17 protein-coding genes are annotated in these 19649 nt (G+C 70.4%); 12 read left to right on the plus strand and 5 right to left on the minus strand.

Features of this window, described 5'->3' with window-relative positions:
* Positions 1-44 precede the first annotated feature (44 nt).
* The 5 genes from F6W97_RS17185 to F6W97_RS17205 all read left to right on the plus strand — a co-directional run bounded on the left by F6W97_RS17185 (position 45) and on the right by F6W97_RS17205 (position 8649).
* Positions 45-1940, plus strand: coding sequence for a glycoside hydrolase family 127 protein (locus F6W97_RS17185; RefSeq protein WP_230686751.1), 1896 nt, complete (start codon positions 45-47; stop codon positions 1938-1940).
* 147 nt (positions 1941-2087) lie between these two features.
* Positions 2088-3377 carry an ABC transporter substrate-binding protein gene (locus F6W97_RS17190; RefSeq protein WP_230686752.1) on the plus strand — a complete coding sequence of 430 codons (1290 nt, stop codon included), beginning with the start codon at positions 2088-2090 and terminating at the stop codon, positions 3375-3377.
* 70 nt (positions 3378-3447) lie between these two features.
* Positions 3448-4407 (plus strand): carbohydrate ABC transporter permease, encoded by a 960-nt coding sequence (locus F6W97_RS17195; RefSeq protein ID WP_155371368.1) that lies wholly within the window; start codon positions 3448-3450, stop codon positions 4405-4407.
* A gap of 11 nt (positions 4408-4418) precedes the next feature.
* Positions 4419-5228, plus strand: coding sequence for a carbohydrate ABC transporter permease (locus F6W97_RS17200; protein ID WP_155371369.1), 810 nt, complete (start codon positions 4419-4421; stop codon positions 5226-5228).
* 115 nt (positions 5229-5343) lie between these two features.
* Complete coding sequence (locus F6W97_RS17205) at positions 5344-8649, plus strand: discoidin domain-containing protein (protein ID WP_230686753.1); 3306 nt, start codon at positions 5344-5346, stop codon at positions 8647-8649.
* A 154-nt stretch (positions 8650-8803) separates the two neighbouring features.
* On the opposite strand, the gene F6W97_RS17210 is transcribed toward F6W97_RS17205, so the two are convergent.
* Positions 8804-9973, minus strand: coding sequence for a serine hydrolase domain-containing protein (locus F6W97_RS17210; RefSeq protein WP_230686754.1), 1170 nt, complete (start codon positions 9971-9973; stop codon positions 8804-8806).
* Positions 9974-10774: 801 nt separating this feature from the next.
* On the opposite strand from F6W97_RS17210, the gene F6W97_RS17215 reads away from it, so the two are divergent.
* The 5 genes from F6W97_RS17215 to F6W97_RS17235 all read left to right on the plus strand — a co-directional run bounded on the left by F6W97_RS17215 (position 10775) and on the right by F6W97_RS17235 (position 15149).
* Complete coding sequence (locus F6W97_RS17215) at positions 10775-11980, plus strand: helix-turn-helix domain-containing protein (RefSeq protein WP_155371371.1); 1206 nt, start codon at positions 10775-10777, stop codon at positions 11978-11980.
* Positions 11977-12717: a TIR domain-containing protein gene (locus tag F6W97_RS17220; RefSeq protein WP_196279192.1), complete on the plus strand. Its 741-nt coding sequence runs from the start codon at positions 11977-11979 to the stop codon at positions 12715-12717. Before F6W97_RS17215 ends, F6W97_RS17220 begins: the two co-directional genes overlap by 4 nt.
* A 152-nt stretch (positions 12718-12869) precedes the next feature.
* Positions 12870-13109 (plus strand): hypothetical protein, encoded by a 240-nt coding sequence (locus F6W97_RS17225; protein WP_155371372.1) that lies wholly within the window; start codon positions 12870-12872, stop codon positions 13107-13109.
* Positions 13106-13528, plus strand: coding sequence for a hypothetical protein (locus F6W97_RS17230; protein WP_155371373.1), 423 nt, complete (start codon positions 13106-13108; stop codon positions 13526-13528). Before F6W97_RS17225 ends, F6W97_RS17230 begins: the two co-directional genes overlap by 4 nt.
* A 157-nt stretch (positions 13529-13685) precedes the next feature.
* Positions 13686-15149 carry a hypothetical protein gene (locus tag F6W97_RS17235; protein WP_155371374.1) on the plus strand — a complete coding sequence of 488 codons (1464 nt, stop codon included), beginning with the start codon at positions 13686-13688 and terminating at the stop codon, positions 15147-15149.
* 117 nt (positions 15150-15266) lie between these two features.
* On the opposite strand, the gene F6W97_RS17240 is transcribed toward F6W97_RS17235, so the two are convergent.
* From F6W97_RS17240 to F6W97_RS17255, 4 genes are all read right to left on the minus strand, one after another.
* Complete coding sequence (locus tag F6W97_RS17240; RefSeq protein ID WP_155371375.1) at positions 15267-15452, minus strand: hypothetical protein; 186 nt, start codon at positions 15450-15452, stop codon at positions 15267-15269.
* Positions 15453-15487: 35 nt separating this feature from the next.
* Complete coding sequence (locus F6W97_RS17245) at positions 15488-16300, minus strand: ATP-grasp domain-containing protein (protein WP_155371376.1); 813 nt, start codon at positions 16298-16300, stop codon at positions 15488-15490.
* Positions 16301-16380: 80 nt separating this feature from the next.
* On the minus strand, positions 16381-17424 hold the full coding sequence (locus tag F6W97_RS17250) for a serine hydrolase domain-containing protein (RefSeq protein ID WP_155371377.1): 1044 nt from the start codon (positions 17422-17424) through the stop codon (positions 16381-16383).
* Positions 17425-17434: 10 nt separating this feature from the next.
* Positions 17435-17884, minus strand: a complete 450-nt coding sequence (locus F6W97_RS17255; protein ID WP_196279193.1) for a DUF6220 domain-containing protein — start codon at positions 17882-17884, stop codon at positions 17435-17437.
* Between the two features lie 206 nt (positions 17885-18090).
* On the opposite strand from F6W97_RS17255, the gene sigJ reads away from it, so the two are divergent.
* Positions 18091-19032: an RNA polymerase sigma factor SigJ gene (gene sigJ / locus F6W97_RS17260; RefSeq protein ID WP_155371378.1), complete on the plus strand. Its 942-nt coding sequence runs from the start codon at positions 18091-18093 to the stop codon at positions 19030-19032.
* A gap of 57 nt (positions 19033-19089) precedes the next feature.
* Positions 19090-19644, plus strand: a complete 555-nt coding sequence (locus F6W97_RS17265) for a TIGR03086 family metal-binding protein (protein ID WP_155371379.1) — start codon at positions 19090-19092, stop codon at positions 19642-19644.
* Positions 19645-19649 lie beyond the last annotated feature (5 nt).

The raw sequence follows: 19649 nt of genomic DNA on the forward strand, positions 1-19649 counted from the left end.
GAAGTGACCGCGGTCACGAGAGCTTGTTGGAGGCGGAGATGACGGTGGCGGCGCGAACCGCCGACCTCACCGGAGGTCGGCCCGTGGTGCCGTCGCGAGGAGTCCTGCGACCGCTGGGCCTGAGCGAGGTCCGGATCACGGGGGGCTTCTGGGCGCAGCGGCAGGCGACCAACGGGCGGGCGACGCTCGACCATGGTCGCGAATGGATGGACAAGCTCGGCTGGACCGGCAACTTCACCGCTGAAGTGGGCCGGGGCAGCGCCGAGCGGCGCGGTCGCGAGTTCTCCGACTCCGAGGTGTACAAGCTGATCGAGGCGATGTCATGGGAGACCGGCCGGCAGGCCGACCCGGCCCGCGACGCCGAGATCGCCGAGCTGACCGCGATGATCGCGAGCGCGCAGGCCGAAGACGGCTACCTGCACACGGCGTTCGGCCGGTCCGGCCAGCGCGCCCGCTACGGCGACCTGGCCTGGGGGCACGAGCTCTACTGCGCCGGGCACCTGCTCCAGGCGTCGGTGGCGCGGGCCCGCACCAGCGGCGACGACGCGCTGCTGAACGTGGCGCGGCGGGTCGCCGACCACGTCTGCGAGGAGTTCGGGCCGGCCGGCCGCGACGCGGTCTGCGGGCACCCGGAGATCGAGCCGGGCCTCGTGGAGCTGTTCCGGGCGACGGGGGAGCAGCGCTACCTGGACCAGGCGGCGCTGTTCGTGGCCCGGCGCGGCCGGCGGACCCTGCCCCGGCACGAGTTCGGCTGGGCGTACTTCAGCGACGACATCCCGGTCCGCGAGGCGAAGGTGCTGCGCGGTCACGCCGTGCGGGCGCTCTACCTCGCGGCGGGGGTCGTCGACCTGGCCGTGGAGACCGGGGACGACGAGCTGCTGGAGACGGTCGCGGCACAGTTCGACCGGACCCTGGCCCGGCGCACGTACCTGACCGGCGGGATGGGCTCGCGGCACCTCGACGAGGCGTTCAGCGACGACTTCGTGCTGCCGGCCGACCGGGCGTACTCGGAGACCTGCGCCGGCATCGCGGCGATCATGGTGGCGTGGCGGCTGATGCTGGCCACCGGCCGCGAGCACTACGCCGACGTCATCGAGCGCATCCTCTACAACGTCGTGGCCACCGCGATCGGCGACGACGGCCGGTCCTTCTTCTACGCCCACACGCTGCACCAGCGGTCGCTGACCCCGGTGCTGCCCGGTGACGTGGAGCAGCTCGGCTTCGGCGGCGGCCCGCGCGCGCCGTGGTTCGAGGTGTCCTGCTGCCTGGCCAACACGGCCCGGCTGCTGGCCAGCCTGTCCACGTACGTGGCCTCGGCCGACGACGACGGGCTGCGCGTGCACCAGTACGCCGACGCCGACCTCGACACGACGCTGGCCGACGGGCGGCGGGTCGGGCTGCGGATGCGCACCGGCTACCCCGACGAGGGGACTGTCGGCATCGAGGTGACCGCGGCCGAACCCGGCCCGTGGACGCTCGCGCTCCGGCTGCCCTCCTGGGCCGCCGGTGCGACGGTCACCGTCAACGGCGAGCCGCAGCCGACCTCGGGCGACCGGGCCGTGCTGCAGCGGGACTTCGCCGTCGGCGACCGGATCGTGCTCGCGCTGCCGATGCGGCCCCGGTTCACCCGCCCCGACCCGCGCATCGACGCGGTCAGAGGCTGCGTGGCGGTGGAGCAGGGGCCGGTCGTGCTGTGCGCGGAGTCGGTCGGCGGCGTCCTGGACCTGGACAGCCTGCGGGTCGACGCGGGCACCGACCCGGCCGCCGACGGCGGGGTGACGGTCCGCGGGCTGACCGAGGAGCTGCCGGAACGGCCGTGGCCGTACGCCGACGCCGGACCCGTCGGGCAGCGCACCACCTTGGACGTGCCACTGGTTCCGTACCACCGCTGGGCGCGCGGCGGACCCTCCACCATGCGGGTCTGGCTGCCCACCACCTGATCCACCACTGACGCACCACGTAACGAAGGCACCACCGCACATGGGGACACGGCTCGTCCCGGTTCGCCACCGCTCCCTCGGCGCACCGGGCGACTTCCCGGGTTCCGGCTCCACCCGCTCATCCACATACCGATGGAAGGAGAGATTGTGAGATCTAGAGGACTTCGGGCGCTGGCCGTCACGGCGGCGGCCCTGCTGGTGACCGCCGTCGCCGCGTGCGGCGCAGACGACCCGGAGGCTCCCGGCGCGTCGGGCACCGCCGGTGTCGACGACGGCGCGCAGCTGACGCTGTGGACCCGTGCGGCCACCGAGTCGGTGTCCAAGGCGTACGCCGAGGCGTACAACAAGACGCACAAGAACAAGGTGACCGTCACCTCGTACCCGAACGAGGAGTACCCGGCGAAGCTGGCCTCCGCGGCGGGCGCGAAGGCGCTGCCCGACCTGTTCGGCGCGGACGTCGTCTTCGCGGCGCAGTACGCCTCGCAGGGCCTGTGGACCGACCTGACCGAGCGCCTGGCGGCCAGCGGCCTGAAGGACAAGGTGTCGCCCGGACACCTCAACGCCGGCACCTGGGACGGCAAGAACTACGCCGTCCCGCACACCGTCGACATGTCGGTGATGCTCTACAACAAGGACCTGTACACGAAGGCGGGCCTGGACCCGGAGAAGGGCCCGACGTCGCTGAAGGAGTTCGCCGAGCACGCCCGCAAGATTGACAAGCTGGGCGGCGACGTGAACGGCACCTACTTCGGCGGCAACTGCGGCGGCTGCGTCGAGTTCACCTTCTGGCCCTCGGTCTGGGGCGCCGGCGGCGACGTGCTCGACGCCAAGGGCGAGAACGCCAAGGTCGACTCCAAGGAGATGGCCGACGTGTTCGGCATCTACCGGGCGCTGTACGACGAGGGCGTGGCGGCTCCGGCGTCCAAGGACGAGGCCGGTCCGACCTGGCTCGGCGCGCTGCAGAGTGGCAAGATCGGCATCGCCCCCGGGCCGTCGGTGTGGCTGGGCCTCATCGAGGAGAAGGGCGTGAAGATGGGCGTCGCGCCGATCAGCGGGCCCGACGGCGGCGACTCCACCTTCATCGGCGGTGACGCCATCGGCGTCGGCGCCACCAGCACCAAGGCCGCCCAGGCCTGGGACTTCCTGCTCTGGACGATGTCCGAGGAGGCCCAGGTCGAGGTCATCGCCAAGAACAAGGGCGTGCCGATCCGCACCGACCTGGCGTCGAACAAGTACTCCGCGGCCGACCCGCGCATCGTGCTCATCAACAGCCTGGTCGCCAAGGGCAAGACGCCGTACGCGAAGAACTTCAACGCCTCCTTCAACGACCCGCAGAGCCCATGGCTGCAGACGGTCCGCGGAGCCCTGTTCGGTGATGCCGCCAAGTCCCTGACCGACGGCAACACCGCGATCACCAAGTCCCTCCAGCAAGGCTGACCCGAACCCGGCCCGGCCGCCGCCCTACCCCGGCGGCCGGGCCACCTCGACCGACCGACCCGGAGACGCGATGTCCACGCTCACCCCGCCCCGCAGCGGCAAGGCGCGCCCGCTGCCCGCACCGGAGGCCGCCCGGCCGCCGAAGCGGTTCCGGCGCAGCGCCGCCCGCAGCCGCGCCGCGCTCGGGGCCCTCTACGCGACGCCCACTGCGGTCATGGTCGGCCTGTTCTTCCTGGTGCCGCTGGTGCTGGTCGGCTGGATGTCGCTGCACAAGTGGCCGCTGCTGGGCGCGCCGACGATGAACGTGCCGGACAACTACACCCGCATCGCCGACAACGAGCTGGTCGCCTCGGCGGTCTGGTTCACCGTCAAGTACACGGTGCTGATGACGGTGGGGCTGTTCGTCGTCGCGTTCGGGCTGGCCCTGCTGGTGCAGCAGCGCCGGCGCGGGGTCGGCTTCCTGCGCACCGCGTTCCTGCTGCCCATGGCCGTCGGCTTCGCCAGCGCCTCGCTGCTGTTCCTGGGGCTGCTGTCCGACGAGATCGGCCCACTCAGCGACCTGCTCCGCAAGCTCGGCGTGATCGACGGGTACGTGTCCTGGACCAGCGGCAGCTCCGAATCCGCGCTGGGTTCGGCGATGGTGCTGGTGCTGTGGCGCTTCGCCGGGTTCAACATGCTGATCCTGCTCACCGGCCTGCAGGCGATCCCGCTGGAGGTGTACGAGGCGGCCCGCATCGACGGCGCGAGCCGCTGGCAGACCTTCCGCCGGGTCACCATCCCGCTGATGCGCCCGACGATCGCGCTGGTGCTCACCATGATGATCACGGGTTCGCTGCTGGCGTTCGACCAGTTCTGGATTCTCACCCGCGGCGGCCCGGACAACAGCACCACCTCGCTGGTGATGGTGATCTACCGGGAGGCGTTCATCCGCCTCGACCTCGGCTCCGCCGCCGCCATCTCGGTCGCGCTGCTGGCCGTGCTCGTCGTCTTCAACGTCATCCAGCTCGGCGTCCTGCGCCGGCGCTCCTAGGAGAGGCAACCATGACCAGGTCTTCCCTTGCCGGACGGTGGGGCTACTACGTCACCGGCACGGCGCTGGCGATCCTGTTCCTGTCGCCGCTGCTGTGGAGCGGCTGGGCGTCGCTGCGCACCAACACCGGCTTCGGGCTGGAGAACTACGACCGGCTGTTCACCTCGGACAACGGCATCCGGGTGCACCATGTGGTCAACAGCCTCACCGTCAGCGCACTGACCGTGGCGGGCACGCTGCTGGTGGCGACGCTGGGCGGGTACGCCTTCGGCCGGTTCCGCTTCCCCGGCCGGGACCTGCTGTTCCTGCTCACCCTGGCGATCCTGATGGTGCCCTACGCGACCATCCTCATCGCGCTGTACGTCCTGCTCGGCTGGATCGGCCTGCAGGACAGCCTGATCGGCCTGAGCCTGGTGCTGATCATGTTCCAGCTGCCGTTCTCGATCTTCATGATGCGCAACTCGTTCGAGGCGGTACCCCGCGAACTCGAGGAGTCGGCCCAGGTCGACGGCTGCAACAGCGTCTCCACCCTGCTCCGGATCATGCTGCCCGCGGTGAAGCCCGGCCTGATCACCGTCGGCCTGTTCGCGTTCCTGACCTCGTGGAGCGAGTTCTTCGCCCCGCTGATCCTGCTGAACTCGACCGACCAGTTCACGACGACTCTCGCCGTGGTCAACATGCGCACCGCCAGCCACGGCTCCATCGACTACGCCGCGCTGGAGGCGGGGGTGGTCTTCATGGCCGTGCCCTGCCTCCTGCTGTTCGCCTTCATGCAGCGCAGCTACGTACGGGGGTTCACCTCCGGCGCGCTGAAGGGCTGAACAGCCCGTTTGACCCCCGGCCGCGCCCGCACCGCCTACCCGGCGGGCGCGGCCGGGTTCACCAGACCTCTCACCGCGTTCCTTCCCACCGTCCCCCTTTGTGGAGGTGAACACCATGCCACTGCTTTCGCGCTCCCGGCGCAGAAGCCTGGCACTCGGCCTGTCCGCAGTACTGGCCACCGGAGTGATCGCCGTACAGGCGTCCAATCCGGCGATGGCGGCGCAGACCATCGGCTTCCCCACGTTCAGCGGCCCGGCGATCCCCGCCCCACCGGTCGCCTACACCAGCGGCAACATGATGCAGTCCATCTACAACGCGGAGTCGGCCGGCACCGACTTCTGGATGGACCGGCTGCTGGCCCGTCCCGGCAACGACCCGGCCGGCACCTGGCTGATGACCCGCGGCCGCGCGTTCTACCTCAAGACGCACACCCCGGGCACGCTCGGCTTCGCCGGGCAGGCCGCCTACTGGGAGAGCATCAACAACAGCAACGCGTACACCGTCGCGGTCACCCCCGGCACGTTCACCGAGCAGGTGAACTCGCGCTGGCAGGCGCCCAGCCACTGGAAGAGCGTGCACACCAGCGGCTCGATCACCATCAACCAGACCAAGTTCATCACCGACAACAACGTCGCCGTGACGAACCTGTCCATCACCAACGGCGGCAGCAGCTCCACCACGCTGCAGCTGCGGGCGACCTCGCCGTTCGCCACCTCCGGCAGCGGCAGCGAGCTGACCGGCCAGGTCAACGCCTACAACAATCTGACCACGCTGTACCCCCGCATCACCGGTGACGGCTTCACCGTCTCCAGCGGCGGGCTCAACCGCTCGGTGACCATCGCCGCGGGCGCGACCGTGACCGCCAAGGTGGTCATGGGCTTCGTCACCAACGAGATCCCGGCGTCGCTGACGGAGTACAACGCCTACGCGGGCTACAGCAACGCGACCGCGTTCGCGACCCACGTGCGGGCGTACAACCTGTGGTGGGCGCAGAACCTGCCCTACATCGACGTCGCCGAGCCGGCGATCAAGAAGAACATCTACTACCGCTGGTGGCTGATGCGCTTCAACAACCTCGACGCCGACATCCCGGGGCAGACCTTCCAGTTCCCGACGTCGACCGAGGGTGTGCTGGGCTACAACAACGCGATCGTGCTGACCCAGCCGATGCACATCGACGACCTGAAGTACCTGCGCAACCCGATCTACGCGATGGGCAACGTGCTGTCGACCGGGCAGGTCTCCAAGGGCGGCCGCTTCCTGGACAACCCGGGTGACCCGGAGAACTGGTCCAACAGCTACACCCAGTACATCGCCGAGGCGGCGTGGAAGGCCTACCAGATCTACGGCGGCCAGCCGGCGATCGCGGGCAACATCGCCAAGTACGCCGAGGGCGACGTCAAGGGCCAGCTGTCCTTCTACGACACCAACAACAACGGGCTCATCGAGTACGACTGGGGCGCGCTGACCGGCAACGACGCCGACGCGGTGTCGTTCCACTACCGCTCGGGCCGGATGGACCGCGCCGAGTCGGCCTACCAGTACTCGGGCGCGCTCGCGGCGGCGCAGGCGTACGACGCGATCGGCAACACGGCCAAGGCCGCCGAGATGCGCACCTTGGCGACCCGGATCCAGAACGCGCTCACCAGCGTGCTGTGGAACTCCAGCCGCCAGCTGTTCGAGCACCGCTACCCCGACGGGACCTTCAACCCCTGGAAGGAGATCAACAACTACTACCCGTTCGCGGTCGGCGCGATCCCGAACACCGACACGTACAAGCAGGCGCTGCGCCTGTACGACAGCCCGGCGCAGTACCCGATCTTCCCGTTCTACACGGCCAACCAGGTGGACAAGGCGGCCGCGGCAGCCCAGGGCCAGCCCGGCTCGAACAACTTCTCCACCATCAACTCCACCGTGCAGTTCCGGCTGTACTCCTCGGTGCTGCGCAACTACCCGAACGCGTGGATGAACGCCCAGGACTACAAGAAGCTGCTGTACTGGAACGCCTGGGCGCAGTACCCCAACGGCAACACCCAGTACCCGGACGCCAACGAGTTCTGGGCCGACTGGAACGGCAGCTCGATCACGTACCGCTCCTGGATCCACCACAACATCCTCGGGTCCAGCAACTGGACCGTGATCGAGGACGTGGCCGGGCTGCGCCCGCGCAATGACGCCAAGGTGGAGCTGTCGCCGATCAACATCGGCTGGACCCACTTCGCGATCAACAACCTGCGCTACCGCAACGCCGACCTGTCGATCGTCTGGGACGACCCGGCCGACGGCGTGACCCGCTACCCGGGCATCCCGCAGGGCTACTCCATCTTCATCAACGGCAACCGCGTCGCCACGGTCAACAGCCTGGTCCCGTTCACCTGGGATCCGGCCACGGGCGCGGTGACCACCAGCGGCACCGTCGCCTTCAACACCTCGGCGCCGAGCCTGCAGGCCCCGACGCAGGTCGTGCAGACCGACGCCCGGCTGACCGACATCATGGCCAAGGCCGGCGTCGACCTGACCGCCAACCTGACCAACCTGGTCACCGGCTCGACCGTGTCGGCGTCGTACAGCGGCTCCGGTGCGGGCACCGGCGGCGCGGTCGACGGCTTCCCGATCAACGAGCCCTTCTGGGGCGCGGGCGGCTCGCCGAACGCGCAGGACTGGTACGAGGTCAACTTCGGCACCGCCCGGACGCTGAACGAGGTGCGGCTCTACTTCAAGGACAGCCGTCCCGCGTCGGCCACCTACCGCGCGCCGTCGTCGTACCAGATCCAGTACCTCAACGGCTCCACCTGGACGAACGTCGCCAGCCAGGTCAAGACCCCGGCCGCGCCACGGGCCAACTACAACCTGGTCACCTTCCCGGCGGTCAGCGCGCAGCGGGTACGCGTGCTGGCGACCAACGCCTCCGGGGCGAAGACCGGCCTCACCGAGATCAAGATCTTCAATCGGGGCGGCGTCCAGCCGCCGGACCCGCCGGTGTCGACCAACCTCGCCCTGTCGGGCACGCCGGTCTGCTCCTACACGTCCACGTGGGAGGCCTGCGCGGCGATCAACAACGGTGACGAGCCGACCAGCTCCAACTACGGCGGCACCAACCAGGGCAACCGCTGGGGCACCTGGCCGGAGACGGGCACCCAGTGGGCCGAGGTCCAGTGGTCCTCAGCCCAGTCGGTGAAGCAGGCGCAGGTCTACTTCTTCGACGACGAGGGCGGCATCGACATGCCCTCCACCTGGAAACTCCAGTACTGGAACGGCAGCGCCTACGTCGACGTCCCCGGCGCGAGCGCGTACACCCTCACCAAGAACGCCTACAACACGGTGAACTTCACCTCGGTCAGCACCACTCGACTGCGCGTGTCCCTCACCGCGACCGGCACGGCCTCCCTCGGCCTCCTGGAGGTCAAAGCCTTCGCCTGACGAAGGAAGGGCACCTTCACATCGCCATAGGTAGCGGAAGGTGCCCTTCTTAACAGTCCCGGTAGAGATGATCGCCGTCTGCGGTCGGAAACTGTGGTTCGACCGCACTTTCTGACCGCAGACGGCGATCACCACGTCCGAGCCCGCCGGGGGGTCAGCTGGTCGGGGTGGGAGCCGGGGGCGGTGCGGGCATGGTCGGCAGGGCGAGCCCGGCGTAGATCTGGTTGAGGACCGTCGGGAGGAGGGCGTTGGCGGTGGGGCGGCTGGCCGGGTCGACGGTCAGGTTGGTCCAGACCACGATCGTCACGTTGTTGTCCAGGTCGTGGCCCATGAACGAGTTGAAGCCCGGCATCTCGCCCCCGTGGTAGTACAGCGAGGCGTTCGGCGCCAAGCGCTGGTAGGTGATGCCGTACCCGTACTTCTGCCCGAGCTCGCCGCCGTCCGGCTTCTCGGCCTGGAGGCTGTCCAGCCACTGCTGCTGCATGCCGGCGTTCAGGACCTTCCCGGTGACCAGCGAGCGGATCCACGTGGCGAGGTTCTCCGCGGTGGAGATCGCCCCACCCGCGGCGGTGGCGTACGACGGGTTCTGGTTCGTGTAGTCGATCGGCTCCAGCGAGCCGGTGCGCATCGCCGCCTGCATGTCCGCCGGGTAGGGCGCGTCGATCATCGCGTGCGCCGAGCCACCGTAGAGGTAGCCGTGCGAGCCGGGGTCCGGGATGGTGTTGTCCTCCGGTGCGGGCAGCAGGGTCCCGTCCAGCCCGAGCGGGCCGTACAGCCTGTCCTTGAACTGCTCGCCCAGCGGGCTCCCGCCCACCTTCTCCGCGACCAGTCCGAGCAGCGCGTAGTTGGTGTTGTCGTACTCGTACTCCGCGCCGGGCGCGAAGTTCGGCGGGTGCTGGAACGCGATGTCGAGCACCTCCTGCGGCGTCCACACCTTCGCCGGGTCGGCGTCGAGGGTCGCCGAGAACTCCGGGGCGTTCGTGTAGTTGTACAGCCCGCTGCGCATCTTCAGCAGCTGCTCCAGGGTGATGTTCGCGCCGTTCGGCACGTCGGGGACGTACGCCGAGATCGGGTCGCTGAGCTTGAGCCTGCCCTCCTGGGCCAGCAGCAGGATCAGCGCGCTGGTCATCGTCTTCGTGTTCGAGCCGATCCGGAAGTGGGTGCTCGTCGCCGGAGGCTTCTGCACGCCCCGCTGCATGGTCCCGGACACCACGGTGTACGACCCTTGCGGCGTGCAGACCAGCACCACGGCCCCGGGGACCAGCATCGACTCGGCGGCGGCGTCGACGGCAGCCTGCAGCGACGCCTGATCGATCTGCTTCAACGCGGGTCCCCCTGGTGGCGGCGTGGCACCCGCGGCAGGCGGCGCGCAAGCCTGCGCGGCAGCGGGGGCGGCATGCGCCGCGCTGGGCGAAACGGCGGCGAACGACCAGCTCGCGAGGAGCACCACCGCGCCGGCGAGCCGTGTCCCGGACGCCGTGCCGAGGCGTCGACCGGGCCGGCGATGGTCGATTTCCGGTGTGCCATTCGCCTGAGAACGCCTCAACATCGCCATCACGGCCTCTGTCGTGGAAGTCGGTGCCGCACCGCCCGTTGTGCCTGGCACGTCGGCGACACCCGAACCCACCCAGTTTAGTGCCGAGGCCGGGACGTACTGATCGTTTCGCCTGGTCAGGTGCTGGTTCCGGGGCGCCTGCGGTGTCGTCAGGCGGTGTCGTGGCGACGTGCGGCCTGCCGCTTGTGTTCCTGGCACAGGGCTGCGGTCGGTTGACCACAGTTGCCACACCAGGTGAGGGGTACGCCATCGGTGGGCGGTGTGCGCCCGTGCCGGCGGCGTGCCGACCAAGCCCCGACCAGGACACCGAGCGCCGCGCCCGCGATCGCTCCGGCGAGCGCCTCCAGTGCTGCCACAGCGCGACCTCCGTTCGGGGTGGTGGTGCCGGGGCGGACGGGGGTGCGAGCCACGGGCGTCCCGGCGCCGGCTCCATGCGAAGTCCTGCTGAACGGGACGCGCATTCCGGCCCGCCTATCACGGTATTGAGGTTCACCGCTGCGGGTGGCACCATTTGGCACCACGGACTCTAATCTGGAGTCGATCCCCCTCGCCTACCTCGTAGGACATGCGATGAAGTCACCCGAACGTCCTTCACCAGAGCCGATCGGCGACAAGATCAGACGCCTGCGCGAGATTCGCGGCTACTCGGTGCGCCAGGCCGCCGCGCTGGCGGGGATCTCCCACACCCAGTGGGGGCGCATCGAGAAAGGGCAACGCAGCGCGGACAACAGGTTCCAGCTGGCGGACATCGCACAAGCGCTGAAGGTCTCGCTGTCCGACCTGACCGGCGCGGCGGGCCTGGTGGCGGGGGACTACGCGCACACGCGCACCGCAGTCGCGCAGACGATGCAGGCCGTCATCGAGGCGGACCTCGAAGATCCGCCCTTGGCCGAGCCGATCCCGATGGACCTGCTGACCCAACGCCTCGAACTCGTGCAGAGTCTGCGCTTCAAGTGTGATTACACGGGTGCCTCGACCGTCCTGCCGGAATTGTTGAAGGGTCTGCACGCGGCGGCGTTCGGCCAGGACCGCGTGCGGGCGCTGCGGGGCCTGGTCCTGGCGCAGGAGACGGCATCCTTCGTGGTGCGCTACCTCGGCGACCCGGCCAGCGCGGTCATGATCGCTGACCGGAGCAGGCAGGCTGCGGCAGCATCAGGTGATCCGGTGATCATGGGCCTGTCCGCCTGGACCCAGGCGCACGCCGCGGCGGGATGCGGCCTGTATTCGCGTGCGCAGCGCATCGCCGACCGGGCGGTGGCAGACCTCGAGCGCGCCGTCGGGCTGCCGGACGCACGAGAGATGCTCGGCCAGCTGTTGATGGTGGCCGCCTTCACCCGGTACGCGCAGGGCGATGTCAGCGGGGCCGCGAGCGCCGTCGCCGAGGCGGAGAGGCTCGCCGAGCTGACCGGGCAGAGCGCGGCTCTGGGATTGAACTTCGGTCCGACGAACATCAGGTTCTGGCAGGTCAACATGGATGCCGACGGTGCGGATCCGGGACGTGCCGTGGAGATCGCGCGCGGGGTCGACCCGAACGACGTGCCGGTCGTGTCCCGGCAGGCGGGGTTCCACATCGACGTCGCCCGCGCGCTGGCCAACATCGGCCAGGACCAGGCCGCGATCCGCCAGTTCCTGATGGCCGAGCGCATCGCCCCGCAGCGGGTGCGCATGTCCCCGATCGTGCAGGAGACCGCGCGGGGCATGCTGGAGCGGGCGCGTCGCGGCACCGGATGGGTGGAGCTGCGTGGTTTCTGCGAGCGGGTCGGTGTCGGCCTGTGACCGCACCGCAGGTCACCGTGGTGTACGCGAACGAGGAGCCACCCGCCGCCTGGCAGGCGTCAGTGTTCGTCGCAGGTCCGATGCCACGTGATCCGGAGTTGCCGTCGTGGCGTCCCGAGGCGTTGCGGCTGATCACCGAGTGCTGGACGGTCGACGGCCTGCTGGTGGTGTTCGTGCCCGAACCGCGCGACCGCCACCGTCCGCCGGCGGGTTACGTGCACCAGCTGTGGGAGGACCGGTGGATGTCGGTCGTCGACGCGATCCTGTTCTGGGTCCCGCGTGAGATGCCGGGCACGCCCGGACTGACCACCAACGTCGAGTTCGGCAGGTACGAGGGCAGCGGGCGGGTCGTGCTGGGCATGCCGCCGCACGCGCAGAGCGTTCGCTATCTGCGGCACTTCGCCGACCTGCACGAGGCCCCGGTGGCGGACACGCTGCCGCAGACGGTTTCCGCCACGCTCGGGCTGGTGGGCTGCGGGTCGTGGCGGGAGGCAGGCACGCGCGACGTACCGCTGATCGTGTGGCGTACCCGTGCGTTCCAGACCTGGTGGAGTGCCCTGTCGGCGCGTGGTGACCAGCTGTGCGGCGCGCGGGTGCGCTGGACCTCAGGTTCCGGCGCGGCGTCATGGGTGGTCGACGCGACGGTCGCTGATCCCGGCGGCGGGGTCGAGCTGCGCCGGGTGATGTGCCTCGACGGCTCAGGCGACACGGTGACGGCGGCCGTCCAGGCGTCGTGATCGCTCGCGGGGTGTTGGACCCGCGCCCGGCGTCATCGACGTCCAGGGAATCGAAGCGGGACCTCGCCGCCGTCGCGTCCCGTCGCGCACCGGCGGTCGCTGCTAGCGTGTCCTCTGGCCGGACCATGTCATACAGATGTAGCCTCAAAGGTATGACATCGCCAGGTCGCCGGGTCACGGTTTATCTGCCGGCGCACATCGCCGACATCGTCGAGAGCCAGGGCAAGGGCAATCAGTCCCGATACCTCGCCGAAGCCGTGCAGACCCTGGAGCGCCGCCGGGCCACCCTCGCCATGTTGCGCGAGGCCGGTTACCTCGTCACGGCTGAGGGCGTGCAGCGGATGCGCGAGCGGGTGCAGGCTCTGGAGGCACGGCGAGCGAGCCGCGGGTGACGGCCCCGGACGAGGCGATCGCGACCGATCCGCAGGTGCGCGTGGTGCTCGACCAGACCGCACTGATCGCGTACGCCCGGCTGACCGGGATGGGTGTCGCCGAGCTGATCGCCATGGTCGAGGAGGACGACGGCACCAGCCTGGTCGGCATCCCGGCGGGGCAGTTCCTGGCCGCGCACTGGCAGTTGGACCCTGACGAGCAGCAGCGGCTGATCGGCCTGGTGAGCCGGCCGGAGTCGGTGACGGTGGTGCTACCGCTGCTGGGGGGCGACGCCGTCGAAGCGGTGGAGATCGGCCACGGCATGGGGCACGCGGTGATCGAGGCCCGCCGCCGGGGTGCGCTGCTGGCCACGTATGACGGCGACGAAGCCCGCCGCCACCTGGCCGCCGACGGCGTACTGGACCTCATGGACAAGTAGTCCCGCCGGTGTCGGTCGTGCGATCTCGATGGCCGTGGCGAAATGTCCATCTGCAGGACAGAGAGTAATTGGACCGTTACCGTTTGGGCATAATGTCCCACTTTGGCGGTTGCTGTTCTCTGTGAGGCGCACCATGCACGTATCCAGGCTTCGTCCCATGCTGCTCGCCTGCGTCCTGCTGAGCGGCGGCTGCACAGCGGCCTTCAACGCAGACGCCCGGCAGGCGTCCCGCACGGTCATGCCGACCGAGCTGACCACGATCGTGGCGGGGGCCACCGGCGCCGAGCTCGCGGTCCAGGCCAGCCGATCGCTGTTCAGCCATGCCCCGGCGGTCGTCCTCGTCGGCGAGCAGGACGAGTCGAGCCTGGCCGACGCCGGCTCCGTGGCCGTCGAACTCGGCGTTCCCATGCTGCTCACCGCCGCCGCGGACGGCACGGCGGCCGCGGTGCGCGAGGAACTGGGCCGGCTCGCGCCGGAGACGCTGATCCCGGTCGGCGACGCGGCCACCGGTTGGGCCAAGGACCACGCGATCAAAGGCCAGGAAGTGAAGCCCTACCAGGGCTCTGGACTGCCGCGGCTGGCGGCGGCCGCCCCGCTGGACAAACTGATCGTGCTGACCCTCGACCGGGCGGACGCCGCGGCGGCGACGGCCACCGCCAAGGCGAGCCGGGCCCAGGTGCTCGTGCTCAAAGATCCCGACCCCCGCTCCGACGACGAGGTGATCAAGGCGCTCACGGGCCGGCCCGCCACGCACGTGATGGCCCTCGGCAGCGCCTTCGGGCCCGCGGAGCGGCTGCGCAACCGGATCGCCACGGCCGCCACCGGAACGCTGCTGCCCGGTGGCCGCCAGGTGGTGTTCCCCAACCGCCGCATGATCGCCCTCTACGGCCACCCGGGCGACTCCGGCCTCGGCTCGCTCGGCGAGCAGGGCGTCGACGCCGCAGTGGCCCGTGCCCGCAAGGTCGCCGGTCAGTACGCCGCGATCGACAAGGGCCTGGTCGTACCCGCCTTCGAGATCATCACGACGGTCGCGTCCAGCGACCCGGGGCCCGACGGCGACTTCTCCAACGAGTCGACGGTCGATCACCTGCGCCCCTGGGTCGACGCCGCGGGCAAGGCCGGCATCTACGTCCTGCTGGACCTGCAGCCCGGCCGCACCGACTTCCTCACCCAGGCCAAGCGCTACGAGGAACTGCTCGTGCAGCCGCATGTCGGCCTCGCCCTCGACCCCGAATGGCGGCTCGCGGCCGGCCAGCGGCACATGGTGCAGATCGGCTCGGTCGGCGCGAACGAGATCAACAAGACGGCGGCGTGGCTCGCCGAGCTCACCCGCTCCCGCCACCTGCCGCAGAAGATCCTGATGCTGCACCAGTTCCGCACGGACATGATCAGTGGGCGGACGGGTATCGACACCAGCGTCGACGAGCTGGCCGTGGTCATCCACGCCGACGGCTTCGGCTCGGCCAGCGAGAAGATGGCGACCTGGGACAACGTACGCGCCGAGGCGCCGAACCAGGTCTGGTGGGGCTGGAAGAACTTCTACGACGAGGACAAGCCGACGTTCTCGCCGAAGCAGACCATCGCGATCGAGCCGTCCCCGGTCTTCGTCTCGTACCAGTAGCAGGCGTCGACCGAGATCGTTCGACTTGCCGGGCACCCGTGCGTATCTTGAGGCGGCATTCGCCCGGTTGCCTGGCAAGTCGGTGGATCGTGGGGTGGGCGGCGCAGGGGGTGGCCGTCAGTTCCAGTTGGTGTCGGTGCACGTCAATTCCGGGCACACCCCCGCCACGTACGCGAAGTCGTCGCCCAAGGCGCCACGCAGGCGCCGGTCGGTGACCGCGCGGCCGAGCAGATCCACGAGTGCCGCCACCCCGCCTGCCGTGCCGACCGGGGACGAGGTGCCGGGCGGGGTCTGGAACGACATGCGCGGACTGTACCGGCACGGCTCGACTCAGCCGACTACCCGGCGGGCCCGGCAGACCGGACGAACGCATGATCGCGGGAGGCCAGGCGGTCGCGTGGTCCGGCCGCGCGGAGCACCACGTCCAGGACCCGGTCGGGGTCGGCGGCGTAACTCGTGCTGAACCAGGCCATGTTCGCCTCGACGACCGCCCAGTGCTCCTCGCCCCGGTCGGCGTCGCTCGCCAGGCCCACGTCGACGACGACGGCGCTGGGCAGGCTGTCGGCACAGGCGCCGAGCAGGTCAGCGGCGAAGGCGAGCACGTCCGCGCGGTGCGCGCCGACCTCCAGCGGGGCCGGGTCGAGCCGGCCACCGGTGGCGTAGCGGCAGGCGGTGTGGACAGCACCGTCGAGGACGAACAGCCGGTACTCCACCACGAACGTGACGATGTCGCTGACCAGCACCGCGGTGTCGGCCGGCAGGCGCTCGTCGCCGGGCAGGCGGGAGCCGTCGGCGTAGACGCACGCGGTCAGGGTCTTGTCCCGCGGCGGCTTGACGAACATCGGCGTACGCGACCAGCGCGCCTCACCGAGCGTGGTGAGGCTGATCTCGCGGTGCGTGTACTCGTACGGCAGCCGCGTCAGCCAGTCGTCGTCCGGTTCGAGCAGGGCCAGGTCGAGGTCCGCGGCGACCGTGCCGGCGAAGACGGGCCCGCCGTAGACGTGTCCGCCGACGGTGTGCCGCAGCCGGTCCGGCGCCGCCGGGCCGACCAGCTGCTCAACTGCCAGACCGCGTCGCCGGGCTGATGCGGACAGCAGCTCAGCCGTGCTGTCGAGCCGTGGAGGCAGTACCAGGAAGTCGGCGGTCGTCATGAGTGACGATTCTGGCGAGCATCAGCTCTCCCGTCGCCGCATTATCCGTGCCGCCATCAGCGGGGGACCTTCCGGAACCGTCAGTCGTGGCCGTCGAAGACGAACGCGAAGTGGCTCAGGACGTGCTCGGTGCTCGGCGACCGCCCGGTGTCGGTGGTGATCGACACGGTGAGCTGGCGCGACGCGTCCGGCGTGTGGAAGGAGAACGTGTCGTAGCCGAAGAAACCGCCGTGCTTTCCCCACACGGCCGCGCCACCCGGCAGGCGGACCCGGACCAGGCCGAGGCCACTGTCCGTCCCGGCCGTCGTCCACGGCGTGGGGGTCAGCATCTCCCGCAGTTCGGCGTGGCCGAGCAGTTCGCCGCGCAGCAGCCCGGCGAAGAAGCGGTTGACGTCGCGCGCGGTCGAGACGATGCCGCCGGAGGCCCACGCCGTGGACCGGTCGAACACGGTGACGTCGACCGGCCCGCCGTCGCCGGGCAGGTAGCCGTGCGCGTGTGGTCGGGGCAGGCCGGGGTCCTCATCGCGCACGACGGTCCCGGCGAGCTGTAACGGCGCCAGGATCCGGCTCTCGACGTGCTCGGCGTACGGCCGGCCGGCGGCCTGCTCGATGACCATGCCGGCCAGGATGTAGCCGGTGTTGTTGTAGGCGATGGCGCTGCCGGGCGGGAACTGCGGCCCTCGGCGTTCGGCGAGGGCGACCGTCTCCTCGGGACGGACCCGCAGGCCGCGCCGCGACAGCACCACGCCGGCGTCCAGTTTGCCGTTCACGGTCCAGGCGTCGGTGTAGTTGTACAGCCCCGCGGTGTGCATCAGCAGGTGGCGGACGGTGATGGCGTCGCCTTCGGCGAGCAGGCCGGGCAGCCATCGCCCGACGGTGTCGTCGAGGCTCAGCCTGCCGTCGCCCGCCAGCTGCAGCATCGCGGTGGCCGTGAACGTCTTGGTGACGCTGCCGATCCGGAAGTGGCCGGCCGGGTCGACCGGCGTTTCGGTTCCCCGTTCGGACACGCCGCCGGCCATCGCGTACGAGCCGGTGCCGTCGCGCACCTCGCACAGTGCGCTCAGCGCCCCACCGGCCACGATCGCGTCGAGGGCTTCCTGCAAGCGGGCCGGCGAGATCAGCATGACGTGGACCCTAAGGTGCGACCGGCTCCGCCGCCGGCCCGGATCCCACCGCGTCGGTGGCCGGCACAGCCGGTGCCGCGGCCCTGGCCAGCGCCCATGCCTGCCGGAGGGTCGTCATGACCATCGCCAGCAGGAGCAGGCCGTTGACCGCGTGCAGTCCGAAGACGAGCTGGCCGCCGGTGTCGCCGACGGCTCGGGCGAGTTTCGCGATCACCACCTGGACGGCGGTCAGGCCGGCGATCCCGGCCGTCGTCGCGATGAGCCGCCCCGGGATCCGGGCCGGCGCACCGACGATCACCATCACCACCGGCAGGAGGAAGATCACATATCCCAGTACGTGGTGGGGCCGGTAGGCCGCGCCACCGGGCCCGGTGGCGGACGCGCCGCTCGCGGCGAAGTAGAACTCCGCCACGACGACCAGCGTGAGCAGGGTCGCCAGCACGGCGAAAGCCTTGCGCATCGAAAGCTCCTTGCGGTCGACCGCATCGCGGGGCGGCGCCGCCACCGGCGACGGGGCCGGGTTGCCGAGCCGTTCCGCGTGCGGAATGGTGTCTCACTGTTCCGACGACGCAGCCGCTGGAAATGTGAGGTGACGCCGACCACACCTCGCGCCGCGGGTGCCGCGTCGGACCGATGAGCGGCGCGACCGAAGGAGCCGGTGACACCATGACCACCCGACCGGAGCCGGACGACGGCAGCACCGACCCCGGGCCGGCCGCGGTGATGAGCGAGCGGCGTCAGCTGATCAATCTCGCGTATCGGCTGCTCGGCTCGCTGGCCGAGGCGGAGGACGCGGTGCAGGAGACCTATGCCCGCTGGTACGCCATGTCCCGGGAGCAGCAGGACGCCATCGCGTCGCCCGGCGCCTGGCTGGCGAAGGTCGCCGGCCGCATCTGCCTGGACGTGCTCGGTTCGGCGCGGGCCCGGCGGGAGCGCTACGTCGGCGAATGGATCCCGGAGCCGCTGCCCGGCCGTGGCGAGTGGACCGGTGGGCGGCCGGGTGGGAGCACGGGCGATCCGGCCGACCGGGTCACCCTCGACGAGTCGGTCAGCATGGCCTTCCTCGTCGTGCTCGAATCGATGACCCCGGCCGAGCGGGTGGCGTTCATCCTGCACGACGTCTTCTGCCACTCGTTCGCCGAAGTGGCCGAGATCGTCGGCCGTACGCCCGCGGCTTGTCGCAAGCTGGCCTCCTCGGCCCGCGCCCGGGTCCGCGCGTCGCAGGCCCAGGCGGCTCCGGTGGCCCGGCAGGCCGCCCTCGTCAGGGACTTCAAGCTGGCCTGGGAAGCCAAGGACATCGGGGCGCTGGTCGCGCTGCTCGATCCCGACGTCACGGCGATCGCCGACGGCGGCGGCGTGGTCAGCACGGTGCCACGTCCGGTGCAGGGCGCTGCGCAGGTCGCGCGCTACGCGGTCGAGGTCGCGAGCTGGCTGCCGGGCCTGACGCTCCTGGAGCGTACGGTCAACGGCCTGCCCGGCCTGGTGGCCCAGCGCGACGGCGTCACGGTGACGGTGCTGGCCTTCGACATCGCCGGCGGGCGGATCAGGCAGATCTGGGGGATACGCAACCCCGACAAGCTCCGGGCGTGGACGGCGGAACGGTCGTAGCCCCGTTGTATGGTCCAGCCGTGGCGCGGTGTGCGCCGACGCGAAGGAGCTGACGTGATGGCCGGTCCCGCTGACGAGCACCGCCTCATCGCCGGGGCGTTCACCGAGCGCGTGCGCGGCGTCGCCCCGGGCGGTTGGGATCGGCCGGCACCGTGCGCAGGCTGGGTCGCCCGTGACGTCGTCGGTCACCTGGTCGAGTGGTTCCCGGGTTTCCTGCGGGCGGGTGCGGGCGTCGAGCTGCCGAAGGGTCCGCCCGTCGCCCAGGACCCGGTGGCCGCCTGGACGGTCCACAGCGACGGGGTGCAGGCCCTGCTCGACGATCCGGCCACGGCAGACAAGGTCCTGGCTAACCCGAACATCGGCGAGATACCGCTGGACCAGGCGGTCGCCATGTTCTACACGTCGGACGTGTTCATGCACACCTGGGACCTGGCTCGGGCGACCGGCCAGGACGAGCGCCTCGACCAGGAGCGGTGCGCCGCGATGCTGGAGGGGATGCTCCCGATGGACGCGGTGCTGCGGTCCAGCGGGCATTACGGGCCGAGGGTCGCGGTTCCCGACGACGCCGACCCGCAGACGCGCCTGCTCGCCTTCATCGGCCGCACTCCCTGATCGGG

Origin of the sequence: Catellatospora vulcania, assembly GCF_009720385.1 — a bacterium.
GTDB classification, from domain to species: domain Bacteria; phylum Actinomycetota; class Actinomycetes; order Mycobacteriales; family Micromonosporaceae; genus Catellatospora; species Catellatospora vulcania.

What these genes read in the sequence shown, in the direction of transcription:
- F6W97_RS17195 (WP_155371368.1), top strand. Translation starts at nt 3,448, where the DNA reads ATGTCCACGCTCACCCCGCCCCGCAGCGGCAAGGCGCGCCCGCTGCCC.
- F6W97_RS17200 (WP_155371369.1), top strand. Translation starts at nt 4,419, where the DNA reads ATGACCAGGTCTTCCCTTGCCGGACGGTGGGGCTACTACGTCACCGGC.
- F6W97_RS17205 (WP_230686753.1), top strand. Translation starts at nt 5,344, where the DNA reads ATGCCACTGCTTTCGCGCTCCCGGCGCAGAAGCCTGGCACTCGGCCTG.
- F6W97_RS17215 (WP_155371371.1), top strand. Translation starts at nt 10,775, where the DNA reads ATGAAGTCACCCGAACGTCCTTCACCAGAGCCGATCGGCGACAAGATC.
- F6W97_RS17225 (WP_155371372.1), top strand. Translation starts at nt 12,870, where the DNA reads ATGACATCGCCAGGTCGCCGGGTCACGGTTTATCTGCCGGCGCACATC.
- F6W97_RS17235 (WP_155371374.1), top strand. Translation starts at nt 13,686, where the DNA reads ATGCTGCTCGCCTGCGTCCTGCTGAGCGGCGGCTGCACAGCGGCCTTC.
- F6W97_RS17240 (WP_155371375.1), bottom strand. Translation starts at nt 15,452, where the DNA reads ATGTCGTTCCAGACCCCGCCCGGCACCTCGTCCCCGGTCGGCACGGCA.
- F6W97_RS17245 (WP_155371376.1), bottom strand. Translation starts at nt 16,300, where the DNA reads ATGACGACCGCCGACTTCCTGGTACTGCCTCCACGGCTCGACAGCACG.
- F6W97_RS17250 (WP_155371377.1), bottom strand. Translation starts at nt 17,424, where the DNA reads ATGCTGATCTCGCCGGCCCGCTTGCAGGAAGCCCTCGACGCGATCGTG.
- F6W97_RS17255 (WP_196279193.1), bottom strand. Translation starts at nt 17,884, where the DNA reads ATGCGCAAGGCTTTCGCCGTGCTGGCGACCCTGCTCACGCTGGTCGTC.
- sigJ (WP_155371378.1), top strand. Translation starts at nt 18,091, where the DNA reads ATGACCACCCGACCGGAGCCGGACGACGGCAGCACCGACCCCGGGCCG.
- F6W97_RS17265 (WP_155371379.1), top strand. Translation starts at nt 19,090, where the DNA reads ATGGCCGGTCCCGCTGACGAGCACCGCCTCATCGCCGGGGCGTTCACC.